This is a genomic window from Alkalibacillus filiformis, assembly GCF_030814115.1.
Lineage (GTDB): Bacteria > Bacillota > Bacilli > Bacillales > Alkalibacillaceae > Alkalibacillus > Alkalibacillus filiformis.
This window is the reverse complement of sequence record NZ_JAUSUP010000001.1, coordinates 981,349-1,000,255: the sequence shown is the minus strand read 5'-3', so window position 1 is coordinate 1,000,255 and position 18,907 is coordinate 981,349. Positions and strand designations below refer to the sequence as shown.

14 protein-coding genes, 1 pseudogene and 1 other annotated feature are annotated in these 18,907 nt (G+C 36.4%); of the genes and pseudogenes, 8 read left to right on the top strand and 7 right to left on the bottom strand.

All coding sequences use genetic code 11. From position 1 onward, the window contains the following. Window positions 1-75: 75 nt before the first annotated feature. The 5 genes and pseudogenes from J2R98_RS05420 to J2R98_RS05400 form a co-directional block, all read left to right on the top strand. Window positions 76-1,155, top strand: a complete 1,080-nt coding sequence (locus J2R98_RS05420) for a bifunctional 3-deoxy-7-phosphoheptulonate synthase/chorismate mutase (RefSeq protein WP_307066835.1) — start codon at window positions 76-78, stop codon at window positions 1,153-1,155. 350 nt (window positions 1,156-1,505) lie between these two features. Next, window positions 1,506-2,501 (top strand): catabolite control protein A, encoded by a 996-nt coding sequence (ccpA, locus tag J2R98_RS05415; RefSeq protein ID WP_307066833.1) that lies wholly within the window; start codon window positions 1,506-1,508, stop codon window positions 2,499-2,501. A 53-nt stretch (window positions 2,502-2,554) separates the two neighbouring features. Further along, entirely contained in the window at window positions 2,555-3,373 is an 819-nt protein-coding gene (gene motP / locus J2R98_RS05410) for a flagellar motor protein MotP (RefSeq protein WP_307066831.1), read from the top strand. Beyond that, window positions 3,363-4,112: a flagellar motor protein MotS gene (gene motS, locus J2R98_RS05405; RefSeq protein WP_307066829.1), complete on the top strand. Its 750-nt coding sequence runs from the start codon at window positions 3,363-3,365 to the stop codon at window positions 4,110-4,112. Before motP ends, motS begins: the two co-directional genes overlap by 11 nt. Window positions 4,113-4,559: 447 nt before the next feature. Then, window positions 4,560-4,705, top strand: a pseudogene (locus J2R98_RS05400) (transposase); the annotation flags it as partial. A 49-nt stretch (window positions 4,706-4,754) separates the two neighbouring features. Here the strand turns inward: J2R98_RS05400 and J2R98_RS05395 are convergent. The 4 genes from J2R98_RS05395 to J2R98_RS05380 form a co-directional block, all read right to left on the bottom strand. Further along, window positions 4,755-5,927, bottom strand: coding sequence for an acetoin utilization protein AcuC (locus J2R98_RS05395; RefSeq protein WP_307066828.1), 1,173 nt, complete (start codon window positions 5,925-5,927; stop codon window positions 4,755-4,757). Continuing rightward, a complete protein-coding gene (locus tag J2R98_RS05390; protein WP_307066826.1) occupies window positions 5,924-6,571 on the bottom strand; it encodes an acetoin utilization AcuB family protein in 648 nt (215 codons plus the stop codon). The genes J2R98_RS05395 and J2R98_RS05390 overlap by 4 nt, the downstream gene beginning before the upstream one ends. 12 nt (window positions 6,572-6,583) lie before the next feature. Continuing rightward, window positions 6,584-7,222 (bottom strand): GNAT family N-acetyltransferase, encoded by a 639-nt coding sequence (locus J2R98_RS05385; RefSeq protein WP_307066823.1) that lies wholly within the window; start codon window positions 7,220-7,222, stop codon window positions 6,584-6,586. A 104-nt stretch (window positions 7,223-7,326) separates the two neighbouring features. Next, window positions 7,327-10,362 carry a transglycosylase domain-containing protein gene (locus tag J2R98_RS05380; RefSeq protein ID WP_307066822.1) on the bottom strand — a complete coding sequence of 1,012 codons (3,036 nt, stop codon included), beginning with the start codon at window positions 10,360-10,362 and terminating at the stop codon, window positions 7,327-7,329. A 132-nt stretch (window positions 10,363-10,494) separates the two neighbouring features. Then, window positions 10,495-10,698, top strand: a binding site (T-box leader). A gap of 52 nt (window positions 10,699-10,750) precedes the next feature. Here J2R98_RS05380 and tyrS point away from each other — a divergent pair. Next, window positions 10,751-12,019: a tyrosine--tRNA ligase gene (gene tyrS / locus J2R98_RS05375; protein ID WP_307066820.1), complete on the top strand. Its 1,269-nt coding sequence runs from the start codon at window positions 10,751-10,753 to the stop codon at window positions 12,017-12,019. A 63-nt stretch (window positions 12,020-12,082) separates the two neighbouring features. Here the strand turns inward: tyrS and J2R98_RS05370 are convergent, their stop codons facing one another. After that, window positions 12,083-14,884 carry a UPF0182 family membrane protein gene (locus tag J2R98_RS05370; RefSeq protein WP_307066818.1) on the bottom strand — a complete coding sequence of 934 codons (2,802 nt, stop codon included), beginning with the start codon at window positions 14,882-14,884 and terminating at the stop codon, window positions 12,083-12,085. 197 nt (window positions 14,885-15,081) lie between these two features. On the opposite strand from J2R98_RS05370, the gene J2R98_RS05365 reads away from it, so the two are divergent. Then, a complete protein-coding gene (locus tag J2R98_RS05365) occupies window positions 15,082-16,554 on the top strand; it encodes a UDP-N-acetylmuramoyl-L-alanyl-D-glutamate--2,6-diaminopimelate ligase (protein ID WP_307066816.1) in 1,473 nt (490 codons plus the stop codon). A gap of 234 nt (window positions 16,555-16,788) precedes the next feature. Here the strand turns inward: J2R98_RS05365 and rpsD are convergent, their stop codons facing one another. Next, complete coding sequence (rpsD, locus tag J2R98_RS05360; RefSeq protein WP_307066814.1) at window positions 16,789-17,391, bottom strand: 30S ribosomal protein S4; 603 nt, start codon at window positions 17,389-17,391, stop codon at window positions 16,789-16,791. Window positions 17,392-17,639: 248 nt separating this feature from the next. Beyond that, a complete protein-coding gene (gene msrC / locus J2R98_RS05355) occupies window positions 17,640-18,119 on the bottom strand; it encodes a free L-methionine (R)-S-oxide reductase MsrC (RefSeq protein WP_307066812.1) in 480 nt (159 codons plus the stop codon). 80 nt (window positions 18,120-18,199) lie between these two features. Between msrC and refZ the strand changes: the two genes are divergently transcribed. Continuing rightward, window positions 18,200-18,790, top strand: a complete 591-nt coding sequence (gene refZ, locus J2R98_RS05350) for a forespore capture DNA-binding protein RefZ (RefSeq protein WP_307066810.1) — start codon at window positions 18,200-18,202, stop codon at window positions 18,788-18,790. The last annotated feature ends 117 nt before the right edge of the window (window positions 18,791-18,907 follow it).

Here is an 18,907-nt window from a genome sequence, read left to right as displayed (position 1 = left end):
TATAAAAATAACGTAATTAAGGTTAATGTACCATAAAAGTTAACGTATATAAACTAAATTTGGAGGCACGTTTTCATGAGTAACCATTTAGATCAACTAAGAGAAGAGCTCGATCAAGTTAATATAAAAATTTTAGAACTAATTAACAAACGTGGCCGTCTCGTTAAAGAGATAGGCGATATTAAAAAATCTCAAGGAATGAAAGCTTATGACCCTGTTAGAGAACGAGAGATGTTAAATCATATTGTTGAACAACACGAAGGTCCTTTCGAATATTCTACGATAGAACATTTATTTAAAGAAATTTTTAAAGCGGCTAAAGAATTACAAGAAGATGACTATCAAAAGACGCTACTCGTATCTCGTGAGAAGAAGCCTACAGATACGGTCATCAGTGTAGATGATGTATCTGTAGGAAATGGTGAATCACAATTTGTAATTGGTCCATGTTCGGTTGAATCCCAAGTACAAGTCGACACGGTTGCCCAATCTGTAAAAGAGCAAGGTGTTAACATTTTAAGAGGTGGTGCATTCAAACCACGTACTTCTCCTTATGATTTTCAAGGATTAGGTGAAGAAGGTCTTAAAATTTTGAGAAATTCTGGCGACAAATATGGTTTGAAAGTGGTAAGTGAAATTACGAATCCGAAAGATATCGAAGTAGGATCACAGTATTTAGATATTATTCAAATTGGTGCACGCAATATGCAAAACTTTGACTTATTGAAAGAAGCAGGGAAAGTAAATAAACCGATTCTGTTAAAACGTGGTTTAGCGGCTACCATTAATGAATTTATAAATGCAGCGGAGTATATTGTTTCACAAGGGAATAGTGATTTAATTCTTTGTGAAAGAGGGATTAGAACGTATGAAACGGCCACTAGAAATACGTTAGATATTACAGCTGTACCTGTGTTAAAACAAGAAACTCACTTACCAGTTATGGTCGATGTGACTCATTCTACAGGGCGTAGAGACCTACTTTTACCTGCGGCTAAGGCAGCACTAGCAGTAGGAGCTGATGGTGTAATGGCAGAAGTGCATCCAGACCCAGCTGTCGCTCTATCAGATTCACAACAACAAATGGATATTCCAACATTTAAATATTTCATGGAACAATTGAGACAGCCTAATTTAACTGCTCATAACATATAAATAGATTCGTTTTAAAAAAGGTCGTAGCGTAGAATACACTTCGATCTTTTTTGTTTTGTAGCCAAACATTTATTGAACCTTACACGCTTTTCTTTTATAATTGCATAATTGTTCAGCCACTCACGCAAATTTAATGGCGTTCAACGAAATGACAATGCGGTTAGAAAATTCAATGAAATAAGTTCAATTAACGTTATGAAAGGACTATGTTTTCATGTATAATAAGAGAAAATTATGGATTTCATAAACATGAAAAAATAGGAAAAACTATTATCATATGTTAACTATTTTAGCTCTGTAAACCCTACAGAGCTTTACTAAAAGTTTAATTTACAAGGAGTCGTTGAAAGATGGGTGTAACAATATACGATGTAGCAAAAAAAGCTAATGTATCAATGGCAACAGTTTCTCGAGTAATTAATGGAAACACAAACGTAAAACCGACAACTAGGCAGAAGGTGTTAGATGCTATTAATGAGTTAGGGTTTAGACCAAATGCCGTTGCGCGTGGTTTAGCAAGCCGTAAAACGACATCAGTTGGTGTTATTATTCCTGATATATCAAACCTTTTCTTTGCAGAGCTTGCAAGAGGAATTGAAGATATAGCATCAATGTATAAATATCACATTATCTTAAGTAGCTCAGATCAGCAGAAAAATAAAGAACTTGATTTACTTGATAATATGTTGGAAAAACAAGTTGATGGTGTCATCTTTATGGGATCTTCAGTAACCGATGAACATATTGAAGCATTTAAACGTGCTAATGTCCCAGTTATATTGGCAGCTACGGTTGATGAATCCCAGTCAATAGCGTCAGTTAACATTGATTACTATCAGGCGATGAAAGAAGCGGTTCAGTTTTTAGCTGAACATAATGATGAAGGAATTAGCTTTGTCACATCGCCATTGAATGCAACAATTAATGAAATGAAGAAACAAGGCTATGAAGATGCATTAAATGACAAAGGATTAAGTTTTAATCAGGAATTAATTTACGCTGGTGATGATAGTTATAATTCTGGAATTGAAGCGGCTAACCATTTTCTAAGTTTACAAAAACGTCCAAAAGCAATTATTACATCTTCAGATGAAATGGCACTTGGTGTGATTCATGGAGCGCAAGATCAAGGCGTTAAAATTCCAGAAGAAATCGAAGTGATTGGTTTTGACAATACTAGGTTAGCAAATATGGTTCGACCAACTTTAACGAGTGTTGTACAGCCAATGTATGATATTGGTGCTGTTTCCATGCGTTTACTGACAAAATTACTTCGTGGTGAAGAGATAGACCAAGAACAAGTAACATTACCTCACAGAATTGTAGAAAGAGACTCAACAAAATAAAAAATATGTCGATATTCATGGTAGACAGGTTAATAGAAGTAGGGTGAGAGGTAATGAAAAAAAGAGACTTATTAACACCGATTGGAATAGCCCTTGGTGCAACCATGATTTTGTTTGGAATTTTCTTTAACGACGGTATTTCTGGTGTCAGTTCATTTGTGCAAGTTAGTTCGTTTATCGTTGTAATCGGAGGATTGTTAGGAGCATTATTCGTTAACTTCAATCTTAATGAAATGAAGCTCTGTTCGAGAGTTTTTAAAGAAGCGTTCAAAGATGATGATTACAACCTTAAAGAGTTAATTCAATTGTTCATTTCATTATCTGAAAAAGCTAGACGAGAAGGGCTACTAGCTTTGGAAAGTGAAGTTGAACAACTAGATGATCAATTCATTAAAAAAGGCGTATACTTAGCTATTGATGGTATAGAGCCTGAAGTAATTAATGACATTATGAATGCAGAAATTGCAGCTATGGAAGAACGCCATAATAAAGGACGGTCCATTATTGAAAAAGCGGGTGAATACGCGCCAGCTTGGGGAATGATTGGTACTTTAATCGGTTTGATTTTAATGCTTAACCATTTAGATGACCCAGGTACAATCGGTCCTAGTATGGCCGTTGCCTTATTAACAACTTTCTACGGAATGCTTCTAGCAAACTTAGTTTTCCTTCCAATAGCAGGTAAATTAGTTTCTAGAACAGAAGAAGAAGTGTTCATGAAACAAGTCATTGTTGAAGGTGTCTTAGGTGTACAATCAGGTCAGAATCCTAAAATTTTAGAAGAAAAGTTGAGCGCATTTTTATCGAGTGAAGATTTGAAGGAAAAGAACCAAGAGCAGTTTGAGGCAGAGGAGATTCAAAATGAAACCTAAAAAGAAAGCTCAGCCGAAACGAAGTGCTCCGATTTGGATGGTTACATATTCTGATATGGTGACATTAATTTTAGTATTTTTTATTTTATTATTTTCAATGTCACAGATTGATGCAGTTAAATTTAATGCTGTTGCTGAATCTTACAGACAAAATGTTATCTTTGACTTTATGCCTTCAGCTGTACCTTTAGAGGACCCAACAGACTATGAAGAAGGCGATCTGCCTGAAGAAGATGAGGATGAGGCAGAAGAAGAAGTCACCGAAGCAGAGGACCAGGAAAACTTAGAGCAGTTGTATGAAGAAATTCAAGAATACTTGGATGAACATGAATTGAACGATGTCATTACAGCTAGTCAGACTGACCGCGGTGTCGTTTTAGTTTTACAAGAAAGAGTTTTATTTAACTCAGGTGAAGCTGAACTTATCGATGATTTTTCCCCATTTTTAGATAAAGTTGCGGTTCTATTAAATAACATACCGAATGATGTAGAAGTAGAAGGACATACAGATGATGTACCCATCGACACTTATCGTTTCCCATCAAATTGGGAATTGTCAACAGCAAGAGCTAGTAGTGTTATCAGATATTTTATCGATGAACATAGTTTAGATCCAACACGTTTTCAAGCTACAGGTTTTGCTGAATTTAAACCAGTTTCAGACAATGCAACCGAAGAAGATTTGCAAAGGAATCGTCGTGTGGAAGTTATTATATTAGAATTAAATCAAGACCAATAAATAATAGACCGATCAACTGTCTAATAGTTAATCGGTCTATTTTATATTTACGGCTCTAAAATATTTGTTCGGGTAGCTGCACAATTTTTTCATTACTGTATGTTGGGTGTCTTTTACCTGAACCGTTGGTATCAGGTGATCCGCTCTCGGTGGACGCTTTCCGCGGGCACGGCTCGAGCCTCCTCGGCCCAAAAGGCGGGGCCTGTGGGGTCTCGAGACTCGTGCTGTTCCCACTGGAGTCGCCACCTTCGCTCCTCACCTGATACCAACTCTGTGCTTTAACCTAGAATATAAAAGCACGCTAACTCCTTATTTATTATCCTTGTTTTAAACCACTAAAACAAAACAAAAGGAGTTCTGTAATCGGTACACGAGAAGAAAAAGGTTACTATCATATTTATGTCGAACGCCCACGTGAGATGACACCTTGCCCTGTCTGTCAAACGTAACTTACACAACGGGTACGTTGAAGGCCTCAATAATCAAACAAAAGTCTTAAGCGACAAGCCTTTGGCTTTCGACGCTTTGATCGATTGCACCGAAAAGTATTATTACATCACCAGTATAAACATGTACAAGGACACATGGCATAAATAAGGAGTGCCCTTAACGGGCACCCCAACATTTGACTTAGAACCATATTTACATCATATATTTTTGTTCGTTTCGAATAGGCTCAAGTAGTTTACTAACGAGAATAGCATTTTTCTCTGTAATTTCTTCTTTTCTCGGAATGGGCTCATAAATACTAAGTTCGTCATGCCATGTTGTCGGTAGATTAACAGGGCTTTCTTTTTGCCATTTATTAAGCCAGTTTTCTGGTATTGCACCTGAAAATATCTCCCCATGGTTGTTAGCTACAGACCAAATTTGAGACCATGCTCTAGGTACGACGCGCCAAATATCATAGCCGCCACCACCTAATGCAATCCATTTACCGTTACAATACTCATTGGCTAATTGATACGCTAACTTTGGAATTTCTTCATAGATTTTCATTGTACAGCACAAGTGTGACAACGGGTCATAAACGTGTGCATCTGCACCGTTTTGAGTCACAATGATATCAGGCTTAAAGTGTTCTGTAATTTCTGTTAGCGCTTCCTTATAAGCAGATAAAAAAGATTCATTTTCTGTAAAGGCATCAATTGGAATATTAAATGATGTACCATAACCTTCGTTGTGTCCACGCTCGTTAATGTTACCTGTTCCAGGAAATAAGTATCTGCCTGTTTCATGAATCGATAATGTACAAACGTTGGGATCGTCATAGAATATCCATTGTACACCATCACCGTGATGGGCATCAGTGTCGACATAAAGTACTTTGTAGTCATATTTTTGACGGATGTATTGAATAGCAATAGCAGCATCATTATAAATACAAAAACCAGAAGCTTTTCGGCGGAATCCATGGTGCAAACCACCACCAAGGTTTAATGCTCGCTTAGTTTGCCCACTTGATACGGCATCCACAGCCGTTAATGTGCCACCTACAAGTTGAGCTGCAGCTTGATGCATATCCTCAAAGATCGGTGTGTCTTCTGTTCCAATTCCATATTCTAAACTCTCTTCTTGAGCTAGTTTATTTTCACTAGCACGTTTAACGGCATCAATATACTTTCTATCATGTACTAAAGCAATCTCATCATCTGATGCGATTCTAGGTGTTAAGATTTGTTGATCATTTAAAGCATTCATAGATTTCAGTAAATCATACGTCAGTTCTACACGTTTTTGATTAAAAGGATGGTTATCACGAAACTTATAGTTTTGAAAGGCTTCTGTATAGACAAAAGATGCTTCATTCGTCATTTTGAAAGCCCCGGTATGTTTGGCCATATGACTTCATAGCCATGTTGTTTTAACTCATCAATTAAAGGCATAGGATTCATGGTTTGAATGCGTAGAACGATAATTTTTTCGTGATAACTATCCTGATATGGGTAGATAAAAACTGATGATATGTTTGTGTTTCGATCGCTTATAATTTTTGTAACGTTGGGTAAAACACCAACCTTATTAGGTACTTTAACCTCAATTTGTGAGCTTTGTTCATGAATTCCTGTTAATTGAATTAGGCGATAAAGTAAGTCTTTTTCTGTTACAATGCCGACTAACTGATTGTTTTTCGTTACAGGTACACATGCAATTTCATGCTCATAAAAAATTGTTGCAATATCTTCTATAAAATCTAATGGATGAACTGTAATTACTGGTGTTGTCATTATTGATGAAACTTCATGTTGTAAGATCTGTCTGTTTTGATTTTCCTCAAGAATTGATGGTGCTGCATCTCGAATATCACGATCTGACAATATTCCTACTACTTGTTCATTTTCACTAACGACAGGAATGTGCCTAATTTTATGTTTGTGTAGTAGTTCCAATGCTTCTTCTATACGATCGTTTGAATTAATTGTCACAATTGATTCTGACATAATTTCTTCTACTAACATAATCTCACCTCACTATAACCAGTAATCATTTCGCCCCATAAAACGAAGGGAATCAAAAGTTTCTACTGAAGATTTAGGTACGTTTTTGCCAATTCGAACGAGAAGACAATTGGCAGGGTGTGAAATAATCTCAGGGTCATCTGTAGACATTGGTTTAAGTCCACCTTTACCCATCATTTTCTCCATAATTTTTCGGTATTGCCATACGTTAAGTCCTGTTGATTTCATATCCCAATGCCAATAATATTCAGTTGTAATAATAATATAGTTCTCCATTTGAGGATCTTTCATAGCTACTTTTAGTATAGAGGATCCAACACTCATACCACGGTAGTCATTTGATACTTCAATGGCCCCTAATTCAATTAAATCTTCCATTTTAATTTCTGACCACCGTTCTAGTGGGTCAGGGTGCAAAAAAGTGGCATAACCAATTATTTTGTTTTCATCTCGAGCTACAATGACCCGACCTTCTTCAAAATCAGCAATTGATTTTACTGCCTCATATTGCTTTTTCGGTGGACGAAAAGCTGTAAGGCCCTCATCGAAATAATAATCATCTAACTGACTTGATGTTAGTGGACCTTCTACTATGACGGATTTTCCGTCTTTTTTAATTGTTTTTTGATGATATTTTTTTGGATGTTTCAATGGGACACCACCTAAAAATCATATATATCACTATTATAACATGGATTGAGATTGGACTAATATATATAAAAGCCACTGATTTAAACAATCAGTGGCTTAGAAAGTCATATTAATTCATCAATTTCTCCGTCTTCGTCCTCTTCGTCATCTTCACCGTTTTCACCGTCGTCATCGTTATCTTCATCATTGTCATCGTCTGAATCATCGTCATCTTCGTTTCCGTCTTGTTCATCACTAGCTTCTTCATCTTCGTTTCCGTCTTGTTCATCACTAGCTTCTTCATCTTGGTCTTCATCATCATCATCATCATCATCATCTTCACGAGCTTCTTCTTCGTTTTCTTCCTCTTCCTCGTCCTCTTCATCTTCAATCGTACCGTAGATGATTGAGTCAGATAATCCTGATTCATGACCATAAAGGCTTACAGCTGATACAGCGTATGCATATCCTTCTGATGGTAAATTATATTCTGTTTCGGTTGTATGACCAATCTCCTCAAAATCACCATCTTCTTCATCTGATATATAGATACGGTAACCGATCACTTGACCGTCAGCTTGATTCCACGTAAGTGTGCTACCTGATAGTGACAGGCTGCTAGGAGAATTAGGTGTTCCATCATCTTCAAGTTCGTCATCATTAGCAACCATTAAATCTGACCAATCGCCACTTCCTAATACATCTTCAATGTCAACTGGATCAGACCAGCCAGAACGATAAGTTGTTCCCCAACCAAGTTGATCAATAAAGTCTTGGTCAATCGACATCCCTTCACTTGTAAACTCTTCAGGTGTTTCTTCAACAGCCGCAAAGCGTTCTCCATCAATTTCTACAAAACGGCCTGTCGTGAAGCTGTCATCCTCTTCTGAAGGAGCGTGTTCAATGTTGAATAAATCGGTTTGGACTAAACCTAATTCTTCACACATATCACTTGGTATATTTCCAGATAATGCACAATAGCTTCTAGACACGATGCCGCCTGGCGTTGAAAAACGGTCACTTGGTGTGACAAGGTCTGCATCGACTTCAGCAGCAGCATTGACTAATTCTGACCAAAAACGAAGATTTCGTGAACTGTAGTCATCCTCGACAAAATCAAGGTCAGATACATTTACTGCATGATCATGTCTGTAATAACCCATCCAAGTTCCTACTGTAACATTTGGGTTCGACCCAATGAACCAAGCATCGCGTCGTTCACCTGATGTACCCGTTTTACCAGCCCAGTCTACACTTGGGTTATTAAGGAAATTATTAAGTCTTGAGGCTGTTCCACTGCTTATAACGTCACGCATCATATCTAACATAAGGTACGATGTTTGCGGTGAAAAGACTTCCTCACTTTCTGTCTCATGTTCATATATAACATCGCCATTTCGATCAACAATCTTTTCGACCATATAAGGCTCAATATAGTTGCCATCATTAGTAAATGTTGCAAAAGCAGCTACATTATCTTCAACAGATATATAAGGGTCTTCTCCTAAAACAGTAGCAGGACCGTTATTTGCACCTTCAATATTCATTCGATCTAAAAACCTTGAAGGCTCATTATCACGTTCAAGTATGTTAATCATGGCCCTTACAATTGGTATGTTATCTGAATCAGTTAATGCTGATCGTGCGCTTACTAAGCCCTTTTCTTGACCTCGTACAAAGTTTGTAGGTGTCCACCAACCATGAGATTCTCCTTGCCAATAATCTAAACTAATATCTAGCAATGGTGAACCTGGTTGAATCATACCTAACTCCATACCTACTGCATAGCCAAATAACGGTTTCATTGTACTTCCTGGCGGTCGTTCTTCATATATCGCATGATTAACTTCTCGTCGTTCAAAATCACGGCCTCCTACGAAGCCTAATATTGCACCAGTACTGTTTTCCATCATGAGAGCGCCTGCTTCATTAGGTATTTCTTCTTGTTCTATTTCACCTGTGTTAGGATCCTCAACATTAATAGTTTTAGTTCGCATATAATGTTCGAAAGAGTCTTTAGAATCTTGGAAATGATCATGAATATCTTTGTTAATCGTCGTATGAATTTCTAAACCATCATGCCTTAACTGATGACGAGCTAAATCTTCATAGTGGCTTTTTGTAGCACCAACATCATGATACTCTTCTAAGTCACCAGCTTCTTCAGCTAACTTTTCAGCAAGAATGTCTGTGGCACGCCCTTCTACTTCTTGAGCAACCCACGGGTACTCATCACGAATAGATTCTCTTTTATCAGTGAAATCACCAACGACATCATATTCTAACGCTTCTTCATACTCTTCTTCAGTGATTTTTTCAGCTGACAGCATACGGCTTAAAACGGTTTGCATACGATTTAAGCCAGGCTGTAGTTGTTCTTCCTCTTTGAGTGAACCACCTGAGGCATATGGTGTATAAGCGTATGGACTTTGCGGTAAACCAGCGATATAAGCAGCTTGTGGTAAATTAAGCTCATCAGCATCAACGTCAAAAATACCTTGTGCTGCAGCTTGAATACCAGCAATATTTCGTCCAGTTGAATCACGTCCAAATGGGACTACATTTAAGTAAGCTTCAAGTATGTCTTCTTTATCAAAGAAGTTTTCCATACGAAGGGCAATGAAAATCTCTTCTGCTTTACGTTCAAATGAAACTTCATTTGTTAAGATTTGGTTTTTAACTAACTGTTGGGTTAACGTACTACCACCAGTTTGGGTAGCTGCACCTGTAAATTCTTGATACAAAGCGCGCATAATTGCTTTAGGTACAATACCATTATGTTCTTCGAAGTATTCATCTTCGGTTGCAATTAGTGCATCAATAAATACACCAGCAACATGCTCTGTTTCAATTTCCTCGCGGTGGATGTCACCACGTACAGGACCTAAGTATACGTCATTAGCAAAATAGATATCAGATGTTTCTTCATAGTTGTAAACCATCTGTTCCATTTCTTCAGCTTCACTTACATCAACGTCTTCCACCAGTGAGGCCATATACCCTAATCCTAACCCACCTGCAAAAAATGCTGCTATTAAACCAACGATTAGGAAAAATAACGCGACATTCCATACAATATCAAGTGAAATTCGAGTGATTTTTGGGAATTTATCACCTTGGAAAAATGCAAGGAATCTATTTTTTGAATTATTATGACCCATTTCCGAACCTCCTAAAATATCGAGTATATTATAGCATAGATTAATTGAAAGGCATATTGTAAATATTCTTCGAAAGTTGCATTTTTATTGAACTTATGATAAAAATAAATATCATAAATTAAAACGTGAATATGACATGCAACGAATAGTTGAAGTAATTTTATGTCCAATGCAACAGAGAGCTAGTGGCTGGTGGGAACTAGTGCAAGGCATAGAACGAATTACGACTAGGAGCATTCTCTTGTAAAGAGACGGGTAATACCGTTAACTAATGAAGTGGTAACTGCACAATTGTGGTTACAACTAGGGTGGTAACGCGAGTCCCTCGTCCCTATGTGGATGAGGGGCTTTTTTGTATTATATAGACTAACTTTAGGAGGAAGAAACGATGAATATTATTGAAGATCTAAGAGCGAGAGACTTAATAAATCAAATGACTGATGATAAGGGGTTAGAAAAACATCTAAATGAAAACAGAGTTACATTGTACTGCGGATTTGACCCTACAGCTGATAGTTTACACATTGGACATTTATTACCTATTTTAATGTTAAAGAGGTTCCAGGAAGCAGGTCATCGTCCAATCGCATTAGTCGGTGGAGGTACAGGATTAATTGGTGACCCAAGTGGTCGTAATGAAGAACGTCAATTAAATGAAGAGACAGTAGTACAAGAATGGGTTAAAAATATTGAAGACCAACTATCTAGATTCATTGACTTTACAGATGACCAAAAAGGGGCAAAGGTAGTCAATAACTATGATTGGCTGTCTAAAATGTCAATTATCGATTTGTTAAGAGATGTTGGAAAGCATTTCAGTGTTAACTACATGCTAGCGAAAGACTCAGTCGAATCAAGAATTGAAAATGGAATCTCATACACAGAATTTACTTACATGTTACTACAATCTTTAGACTTCTTACGTTTAAATCAAGAAGAAGATGTGACGTTACAAATTGGTGGAAGTGATCAATGGGGAAATATTACAGCTGGCCTTGAACTGATCCGCCGTACTAGTCAAGAAGGAGAAGAAATTGAAGCTTACGGATTAACAGTTCCTCTTATTACGAAGGCTGATGGGTCTAAATTCGGTAAAACAGCAGGTGGTGCTATTTGGTTAGATGAGAAGAAAACGAGTCCTTATGAGTTTTACCAATTTTGGGTTAATGCTGATGATCGTGATGTCGTTAAGTTCTTAAAATCATTTACATTCTTACCATTAGAAGAAATTGACGAACTAGCTAAAGAAGTTGAGGAACGCCCTGAACAACGTGTAGCACAACGTCGCTTAGCTGAAGAAATGACGAAGATGGTACATGGGGAAGAAGCGTTGAACCAAGCACAACGCATTACTCACGCGTTGTTTAACGGTAATATTAAAGAATTAACGAAAGAAGAAGTAGAAGTTGGATTTAAAGACGTACCAACTTATGAACTTGAAGAAAACGAAAAAGGTTTAATTGATTTGTTAGTTGAAGCCAATATTTCTTCTTCAAAACGCCAAGCGCGAGAAGATATTTCAAACGGTGCTATTTACATTAATGATGAAAGACAACAAGATTTAAAATACTTCATTGATGAAAAAGATCGAATTGACGATGCTTTTACAATTATTAGACGCGGAAAGAAAAAATACTTTTTAATTAAGCATGTATAAATAAAAAGCAGGCTGTCCTGAAAAGTCATAAATGTGACTTTTGGGACAGCCTGTTTATTTTTGTTATTCAATTGTACCTAAAAGCTCTTCAATCTCATTCATAATTTGACCTGCACCTTCCCAGTCACCTCTTGAAAGTGCATTTTGATAGTCGTTAAATAATGTTGATAGTTCATTTAAAGTGTCTTCTGCATCTCCAGGAATGCCCGGAAGTTCTGTTTCAGTGTCTTCTTCAAAGTCCGTATCTTCATCCATGTCTGCATCTTCATCAATATCACCAATGTCATCATCTACATCAGGCATATTACCAGGTACACCTGCTTCAATTAAATCGAGGATTCGCTCTAACGATTCTTCGAAAGTCGCTTCCATCACGATGTGATCTCCATAAGCGACAATGACTTGTTTAACTTCTGGTAGAGAAGTAGCGTTGGACGATTCGATATAAATGGGTTCAACATACATTATTGTATCTTCAATCGGGATCGTTAATAAGTTACCTCTAATAACGCTTGATCCACCTTGTGACCATAAATTTAATTCTTGTGAAATTCTACTATCCTGGTTAATACGGTTTTCAATTTGTTGTGGACCGTAAACATTTCGCTGTTTCGGGAATTCATATACCACTAAATCTCCGTAATTTTCACCGTCGTTACGAGCACCAATCCAGGCAATCATATTTTGTCTATTTCTAGGTGTGTAAGGTGTCATTAAGACAAATTCTTCAAAATCATTTCCTGGTAGTTGCATCGTAATATAGTAAGGTTCCATTGTTATATCATGTTCGAAGTAACGTTCTGTTGCAAATTCCCATGAATCTTCACGGTTGTAGAATACTTCTAAGTTACTCATATGATAAGTACCATACATATCCGCTTGAATTGTAAATAAATCTACTGGATAACGGAAATGTGCTTCAACATCTTCTGGAATATCCGAAGTAAATAAGTCTGGGAATATATTCTCGTACGTTTGTAACACCGGGTCATCTTCTTCAACGACAAAGAAGTCAACTTCACCTGTATAAGCATCCACCATGACTTTTACTGAATTTCTAATGTAGTTATGCTCTCCGTTATAAGTCTCAGAATAAGGATAGTTCCCTTCTCGCAAGTAAGCATCGATCATCCATGCCAAACTTCCATCTTCTCGAACGAAAATGTATGGATCTTGATCATACGCTAAAAATGGTGCAATTCGTTGAACACGATCCATAATGTTACGAGTGGCAAGGAGCTGACTATCCTCACTCAACTGGTCAGATACAAGCATTCTAAATGAACCTTCATCAATCGCAAATAATAGTCGATTAATACCACTGAGTGATACACCTGAATCAGCACTAAAACGATACGACATATTTTCATCCCCAACAGCTGGGTAATCAAATTCATCTACTTCAGTATTAACGATGACGTTTTGTGATTGTTCTTCACCAAAGTATATTTGTGGTCGTGTTATTTCAATATCACCTTCAGGAGGTAAGTCTTGTAATATATATTCAGGTTGACCTTGTTGAGTAATTTCGTTCACATGACTCATTGTTACACCATAACCGTGCGTGTAACGTAATTTTTCGTTTACCCAAGTTCTTGATTGGTCAGGTAAGTCTGAAGTGTTTAATTCTCTAGCGCCGATAAATACTTGTTGATATTCGTCGTCAATGTAATAGCGGTCAATATCAACATCATTAAATTGATAATAGTTTCTAAATGTTTGTAGTTGATTATAGACATCTAGAATCGGTCTTGAATCGTTAATTCGAACATTATCAATCGTTAATTGATTTCGCTCGATCATTTCTTCATCTAGAGAATCATTAGCAGGATGTTGTTCAGTTGTCATATCATTTAAATCATAAGCTTCTAGTGTATAGTCTAGGTTGTGTTGTAAATAAGGTTGCTCACGATGAAATTCATTCGGTGAAACAACATAGTTTTGTACAGCCGCTGATACTAATTGACCAGCTAATGCAACTGTTATATATAGTGCGATTGGAATGGCCATCCAAATTAGGTTTCCTTTAATTAAAGCAAAAATTAGGATAATAACCCCAATGATCGCGACACCAGCTAGAATATAAGCTTTAGGAATGTTAATGACATCATCTGTATAACTTAACCCGTGTACGACACTTGTTTGAAACACGTTAACTTGATTTGTTAATAACGTGTTATAAGGATCAAGTAGATGATTAGCTGCTAAAAATACTCCAATTAATGAAATGCTAATTCCTAAATGCACTTGAGCTAAACGACTTTCACGATACATGTTAAAGACTGAATAAGCTAACGCGACAATGATTGTCATAAATATTGTTAAGCCTAACAATAAATTAACGATTAGTTCTAAGAAAGGTAACAAGAAAATGTAAAAGGAGATATCTAAATTAAAGTACGGATCAGTTTGCCCGAAACTTTCATAGTTTAATGCTTTTAACGTCGGCTCCCAACCAATTCCTTGAACCATAGATGTACCAATTAAACCAAAGACAATTGAAATACCAAACACAATGGCATAAGCCGATTTTTTATTTAGTAGTATGTTAGGTATCATAGAATGGTTTAGAAAGCGTATATACGATTTGTGAATCCAATACAAGGTTATATAAGTAACGACAAAATATAACACAAATCCTACAACACCAAGTGCAGCACGACTGAACAGGACAGTTGTAAACACTTGTTCAAACCCAAGTGATCCCATCCAAATATATTCAGTAATCCAGCTTAAGCTTAGTAGACCAATTACAATAATAGGTATGATTATAATCGCTAACCACTTAATAGGTGTAAGGAATTTCTTTAAATTTTCTTTTTGTTTTCTGTTTAACTTCGCATGGAAGTCTTCCTCTCTCCCCATCGAATCCCCCTCAATAATTATTCCTATAAAAGTATATCAAATAAGTGCTTTGGATTATAGTTAAAGACAACTATATTTTTATAATAAATTGCACATAATAAAATTGGTTCAATATAATCAGTTTTATCTATATCAATTTAGGTAAATGTTTTAGTACAATGATACGCACACTCTTTTATAGTAGGAGCATAAGAAATATGGTTGAAGCCAAAAAGATGTTAAGCCAGATGGAATACAAACACATATCTCAAACTGTTGACCATATCAATGTGGTTAATATAGTTGATGATTCACGCAAGGTGAAAGAGGGCTCACTTTTCGTTGCTGTAAAAGGCTATGCAATTGATGGCCATGAATTTATTGAAGAAGCGGTTAACAAAGGTGCGGTGGCGGTAGTTGGTGAGGAAGATAATGACCATCTCTCTGTCCCATATATAAAAGTTGAAAATAGCCGTAAAGCGTTAGGAGAATTAGCTAAACAATTCTATGAAGATCCATTAAAAGGGAAAATCGTCATAGGCGTTACAGGAACTAATGGTAAAACGACAACAAGTCACTTAATTCATTATCTACTAGACCAAAGTAATATAAATACTTCTCTGATCGGTACAGCAAGTTGTATTATTAATTCCACTGTATATGAAAATGCCCAGACAACTCCGAGTGTTTTAGATTTGTATAAACATTTCTATAATAGTAAAGATGATGTCATCGTAATCGAAGTTTCATCTCACGGGTTGGCACAACATCGCTTAGCAGGTGTGGAATTTGATTATGCTGTGTTTACGAATTTAACGTATGAACATTTAGATTATCATGAAAGTATGGAAGACTATTATCAAGTGAAGAAACAGTTATTTAACCAACTCAAGTCCCAAGGCCAAGCGGTAGTCAATGTTGATAATGAGTGGGGAGCACGGTTGTGCCGAGAATTGAATGCAGATGGTTTAAACTGTGTAGGTGTTGGGAAACAGTTAAGTTCAAATGTTGTGATGAAAGAATTAGTAAGTGTTGGTAAACCGAGTGTTACCGTCCACTATAAACATAAATCTTATAAATTAAACTGGCAGATGCTTGGTATACATAATTTATATAACCTTGCTCTAGCCTATACGACAGTTAATCTCATTGTAAAATCCCCAATACAGTTAAAAGAAGTCGTAGCTAAATTTCCTGGAGTCCCAGGCAGATTTGAGCAGTCTAAGTTACCAACAGGATCAAAAGTTGTTGTTGATTATGCGCACACACCTGATGCGGTAAAAGAAGTCTTACTTACAATCAATGAAGCTAAACCGAATAAATTAATCCACGTACTCGCTTTTAAAGCGAACCGTGATGAGAGTAAAAGAAAAGATATGATTAAATATTCATTAGAGCAAAGTGACTTAACGATATTGACTACAGGTGATTTAGATCATTTAACAGAAAATGAAATGGATCAAGAGCTTCGAAAGTATCAAACTGAGTTTGGTTCAGACCAAATTAAAGTATCAACTAAACGTGTTAGCGCCATTAAAGAAGCAGTTTTAAAAGCAGAAGAAGGAGATTGGGTTGTTATTACAGGCCAAGGTCAAAAAAGTTACCAACAATCCAATGAACTTAACACGAAAACAGACCAAGAAACAATTAATTATTTAAAAAAGTTATTATCAGTAGAACAGCCTTATTAGTATTAAATATCTAATAAGGCTGTATTTTTAGACAGTGATGTAGTTGAAGCAGGAGATGAAACCAAATATGAGAAGGTCGATTTTTTCTACGGGTACGACCATCTTGTTGAGTTAAGAGCTGAAATTCTAGAGAACTTTTACAATTTGTCGGTGGAAGACGGGAATAGGTATTAATTTAAATTAAACAAAAAACATCCAAACCATTGATTGGTTTGGATGTTTTCGTTGTAAGTCTTATCTTGAGTACCACTCAACGATAAGAGCTTCGTTAATTTCTGAAGAAAGCTCAGAACGTTCTGGGTAGCGGTTGTAAGTTGCTTCTTTCTTATCCGCATCTAACGTAATATATTCAGGTACGAAGTTGTTAACTTCTAGTGCTTCGTTGATGATGTCTAGGTTTTGTGATTTTTCACGAACACCAATTACAGTACCTGGAGTCACACGGTAAGATGGGATGTCTACACGACTACCATCTAAAGTGATGTGACCATGTGTTACAAGCTGACGAGCTTGACGACGAGTACGAGCTAAACCTGAACGGTATACTAGGTTGTCTAAACGAGATTCTAAAATAATCATGAAGTTCTCACCATGTACACCGCGCATTTTTGCTGCATCGTCAAAAATACGACGGAATTGACGTTCAGTTAAACCGAACATATAACGAAGTTTTTGCTTTTCTTGTAACTGAAGACCATATTCAGTAAGTTTTTTACGCTGAGTAGGACCATGTTGGCCTGGAGCGTAAGGGCGCTTTTCTAATTCTTTTCCTGTACCTGAAAGTGAAATGCCGTAACGGCGAGATTTCTTCCAAAGAGAGCCTGTGAAACGTGCCACGAGCGTCTCCTCCTTTTTTTATTTTATTTGCATAAAATAAAAACAGTATACCGTGTCCCGGACTATGCGCATTTTGCTTTCATGTACCTTCGCTCCAGCAGCAGAGAGTTACGCGATACACCTCATTTTTCTAGAGGTACAAAATGCAAAAACATAGCAAGTCCACCGAGGCTGCCTTTTATTTTACACAAAAGATATTATAGGATGTATTAAGCTTATAGTCAAGGATTTAACTATAAAACTTATAATTAAATGTGTTTCTTTAATGTTTCAACAAATTTCTCTAAATATTTTCGATCTACTTCGTCAAAACGATTTTTAATCGGGGCATCGATATCTAGCACACCAAAGATCTCATCGTCTTTAATGATTGGGACAACAATTTCAGATTGGCTTTGTGCATCACAAGCAATGTGGCCAGGGAATTCGTGTACATCTGGCACTATTTGTGTTTCTCGTTCGGCTGTGGCTGTACCACATACGCCTCGTCCATTAGGAATCTTGACACAAGCTGGAAGTCCTTGGAATGGACCTAATACAAGCTCTCCGTTTTCCATAGTGTAAAAGCCAACCCAGTTAACGTCGTTCAGAAATTGATTTAATAGTGCACTCGCATTGGCTAAGTTAGCGACCGTACTGTCTTCACCTTCCAATAGAGCATTTAACTGTTTTATAAGTTGTTCGTAATTTTCTTCTCTCGTTCCGTTGTAATGTTGTACTTCAAACATAGAAAAATCTCCTTTTTTGTTTATTTTTTAAAAGGTTTTTTGCTAAAATCGTCGAATAATAGGATATAAGAGGTGATTGCATGTCAGAACTAACTAGTAAAGAAAAAATCATGCGAGCAGCTAGTGAGCTGTTTTATTATAATGGTTTCAAAGGAACATCGACGCGTGCTATTACCGAACGGGCTAATGTCAATGTATCTTTGATCAGTTATTATTTTAAAAATAAACAAGGTTTACTGGAACAAATGACGGTTGATTATTATGAGAATTATTTAGCAATGCTCGATCAATTAATGGAACAATATCAGCCAATTGATAAACCAGAAAACCTTTATCACGTAATAGAAGAAATTATACATTATAAGGAGCGTCACTTTCAATTCACTTGTTTTATTCAACGTGAATTATCTTTGGATAACATTTTTATAAGAGAACTGTTTTCTACTTACGTTGCAAAAGAAACATATTATTTTAAGGTGATTACCGAGCAAATATCAAAAGAATATCATTTTAATGAAATGAAGAAAGAAGCTTTTTATTTACAATTCAAAAGCCTAATCAATGCACCATTTACATTCGGCAATGAGTGGAAGAAAGACTATGATTGGGATGATAGTCGTCCCGTTTTTGTTAATGCTTACATTGATGTATTAAAAAAATGGTTTATATAATCAAGTGTTTGCCGATATACTCGTTAGACATAATTTCTTAAAAATTTACAATTAATTTAGCAAATCGTGTTTTAAACATGATATTATATGGTATATAAGTATATGTTCGGAAATGAT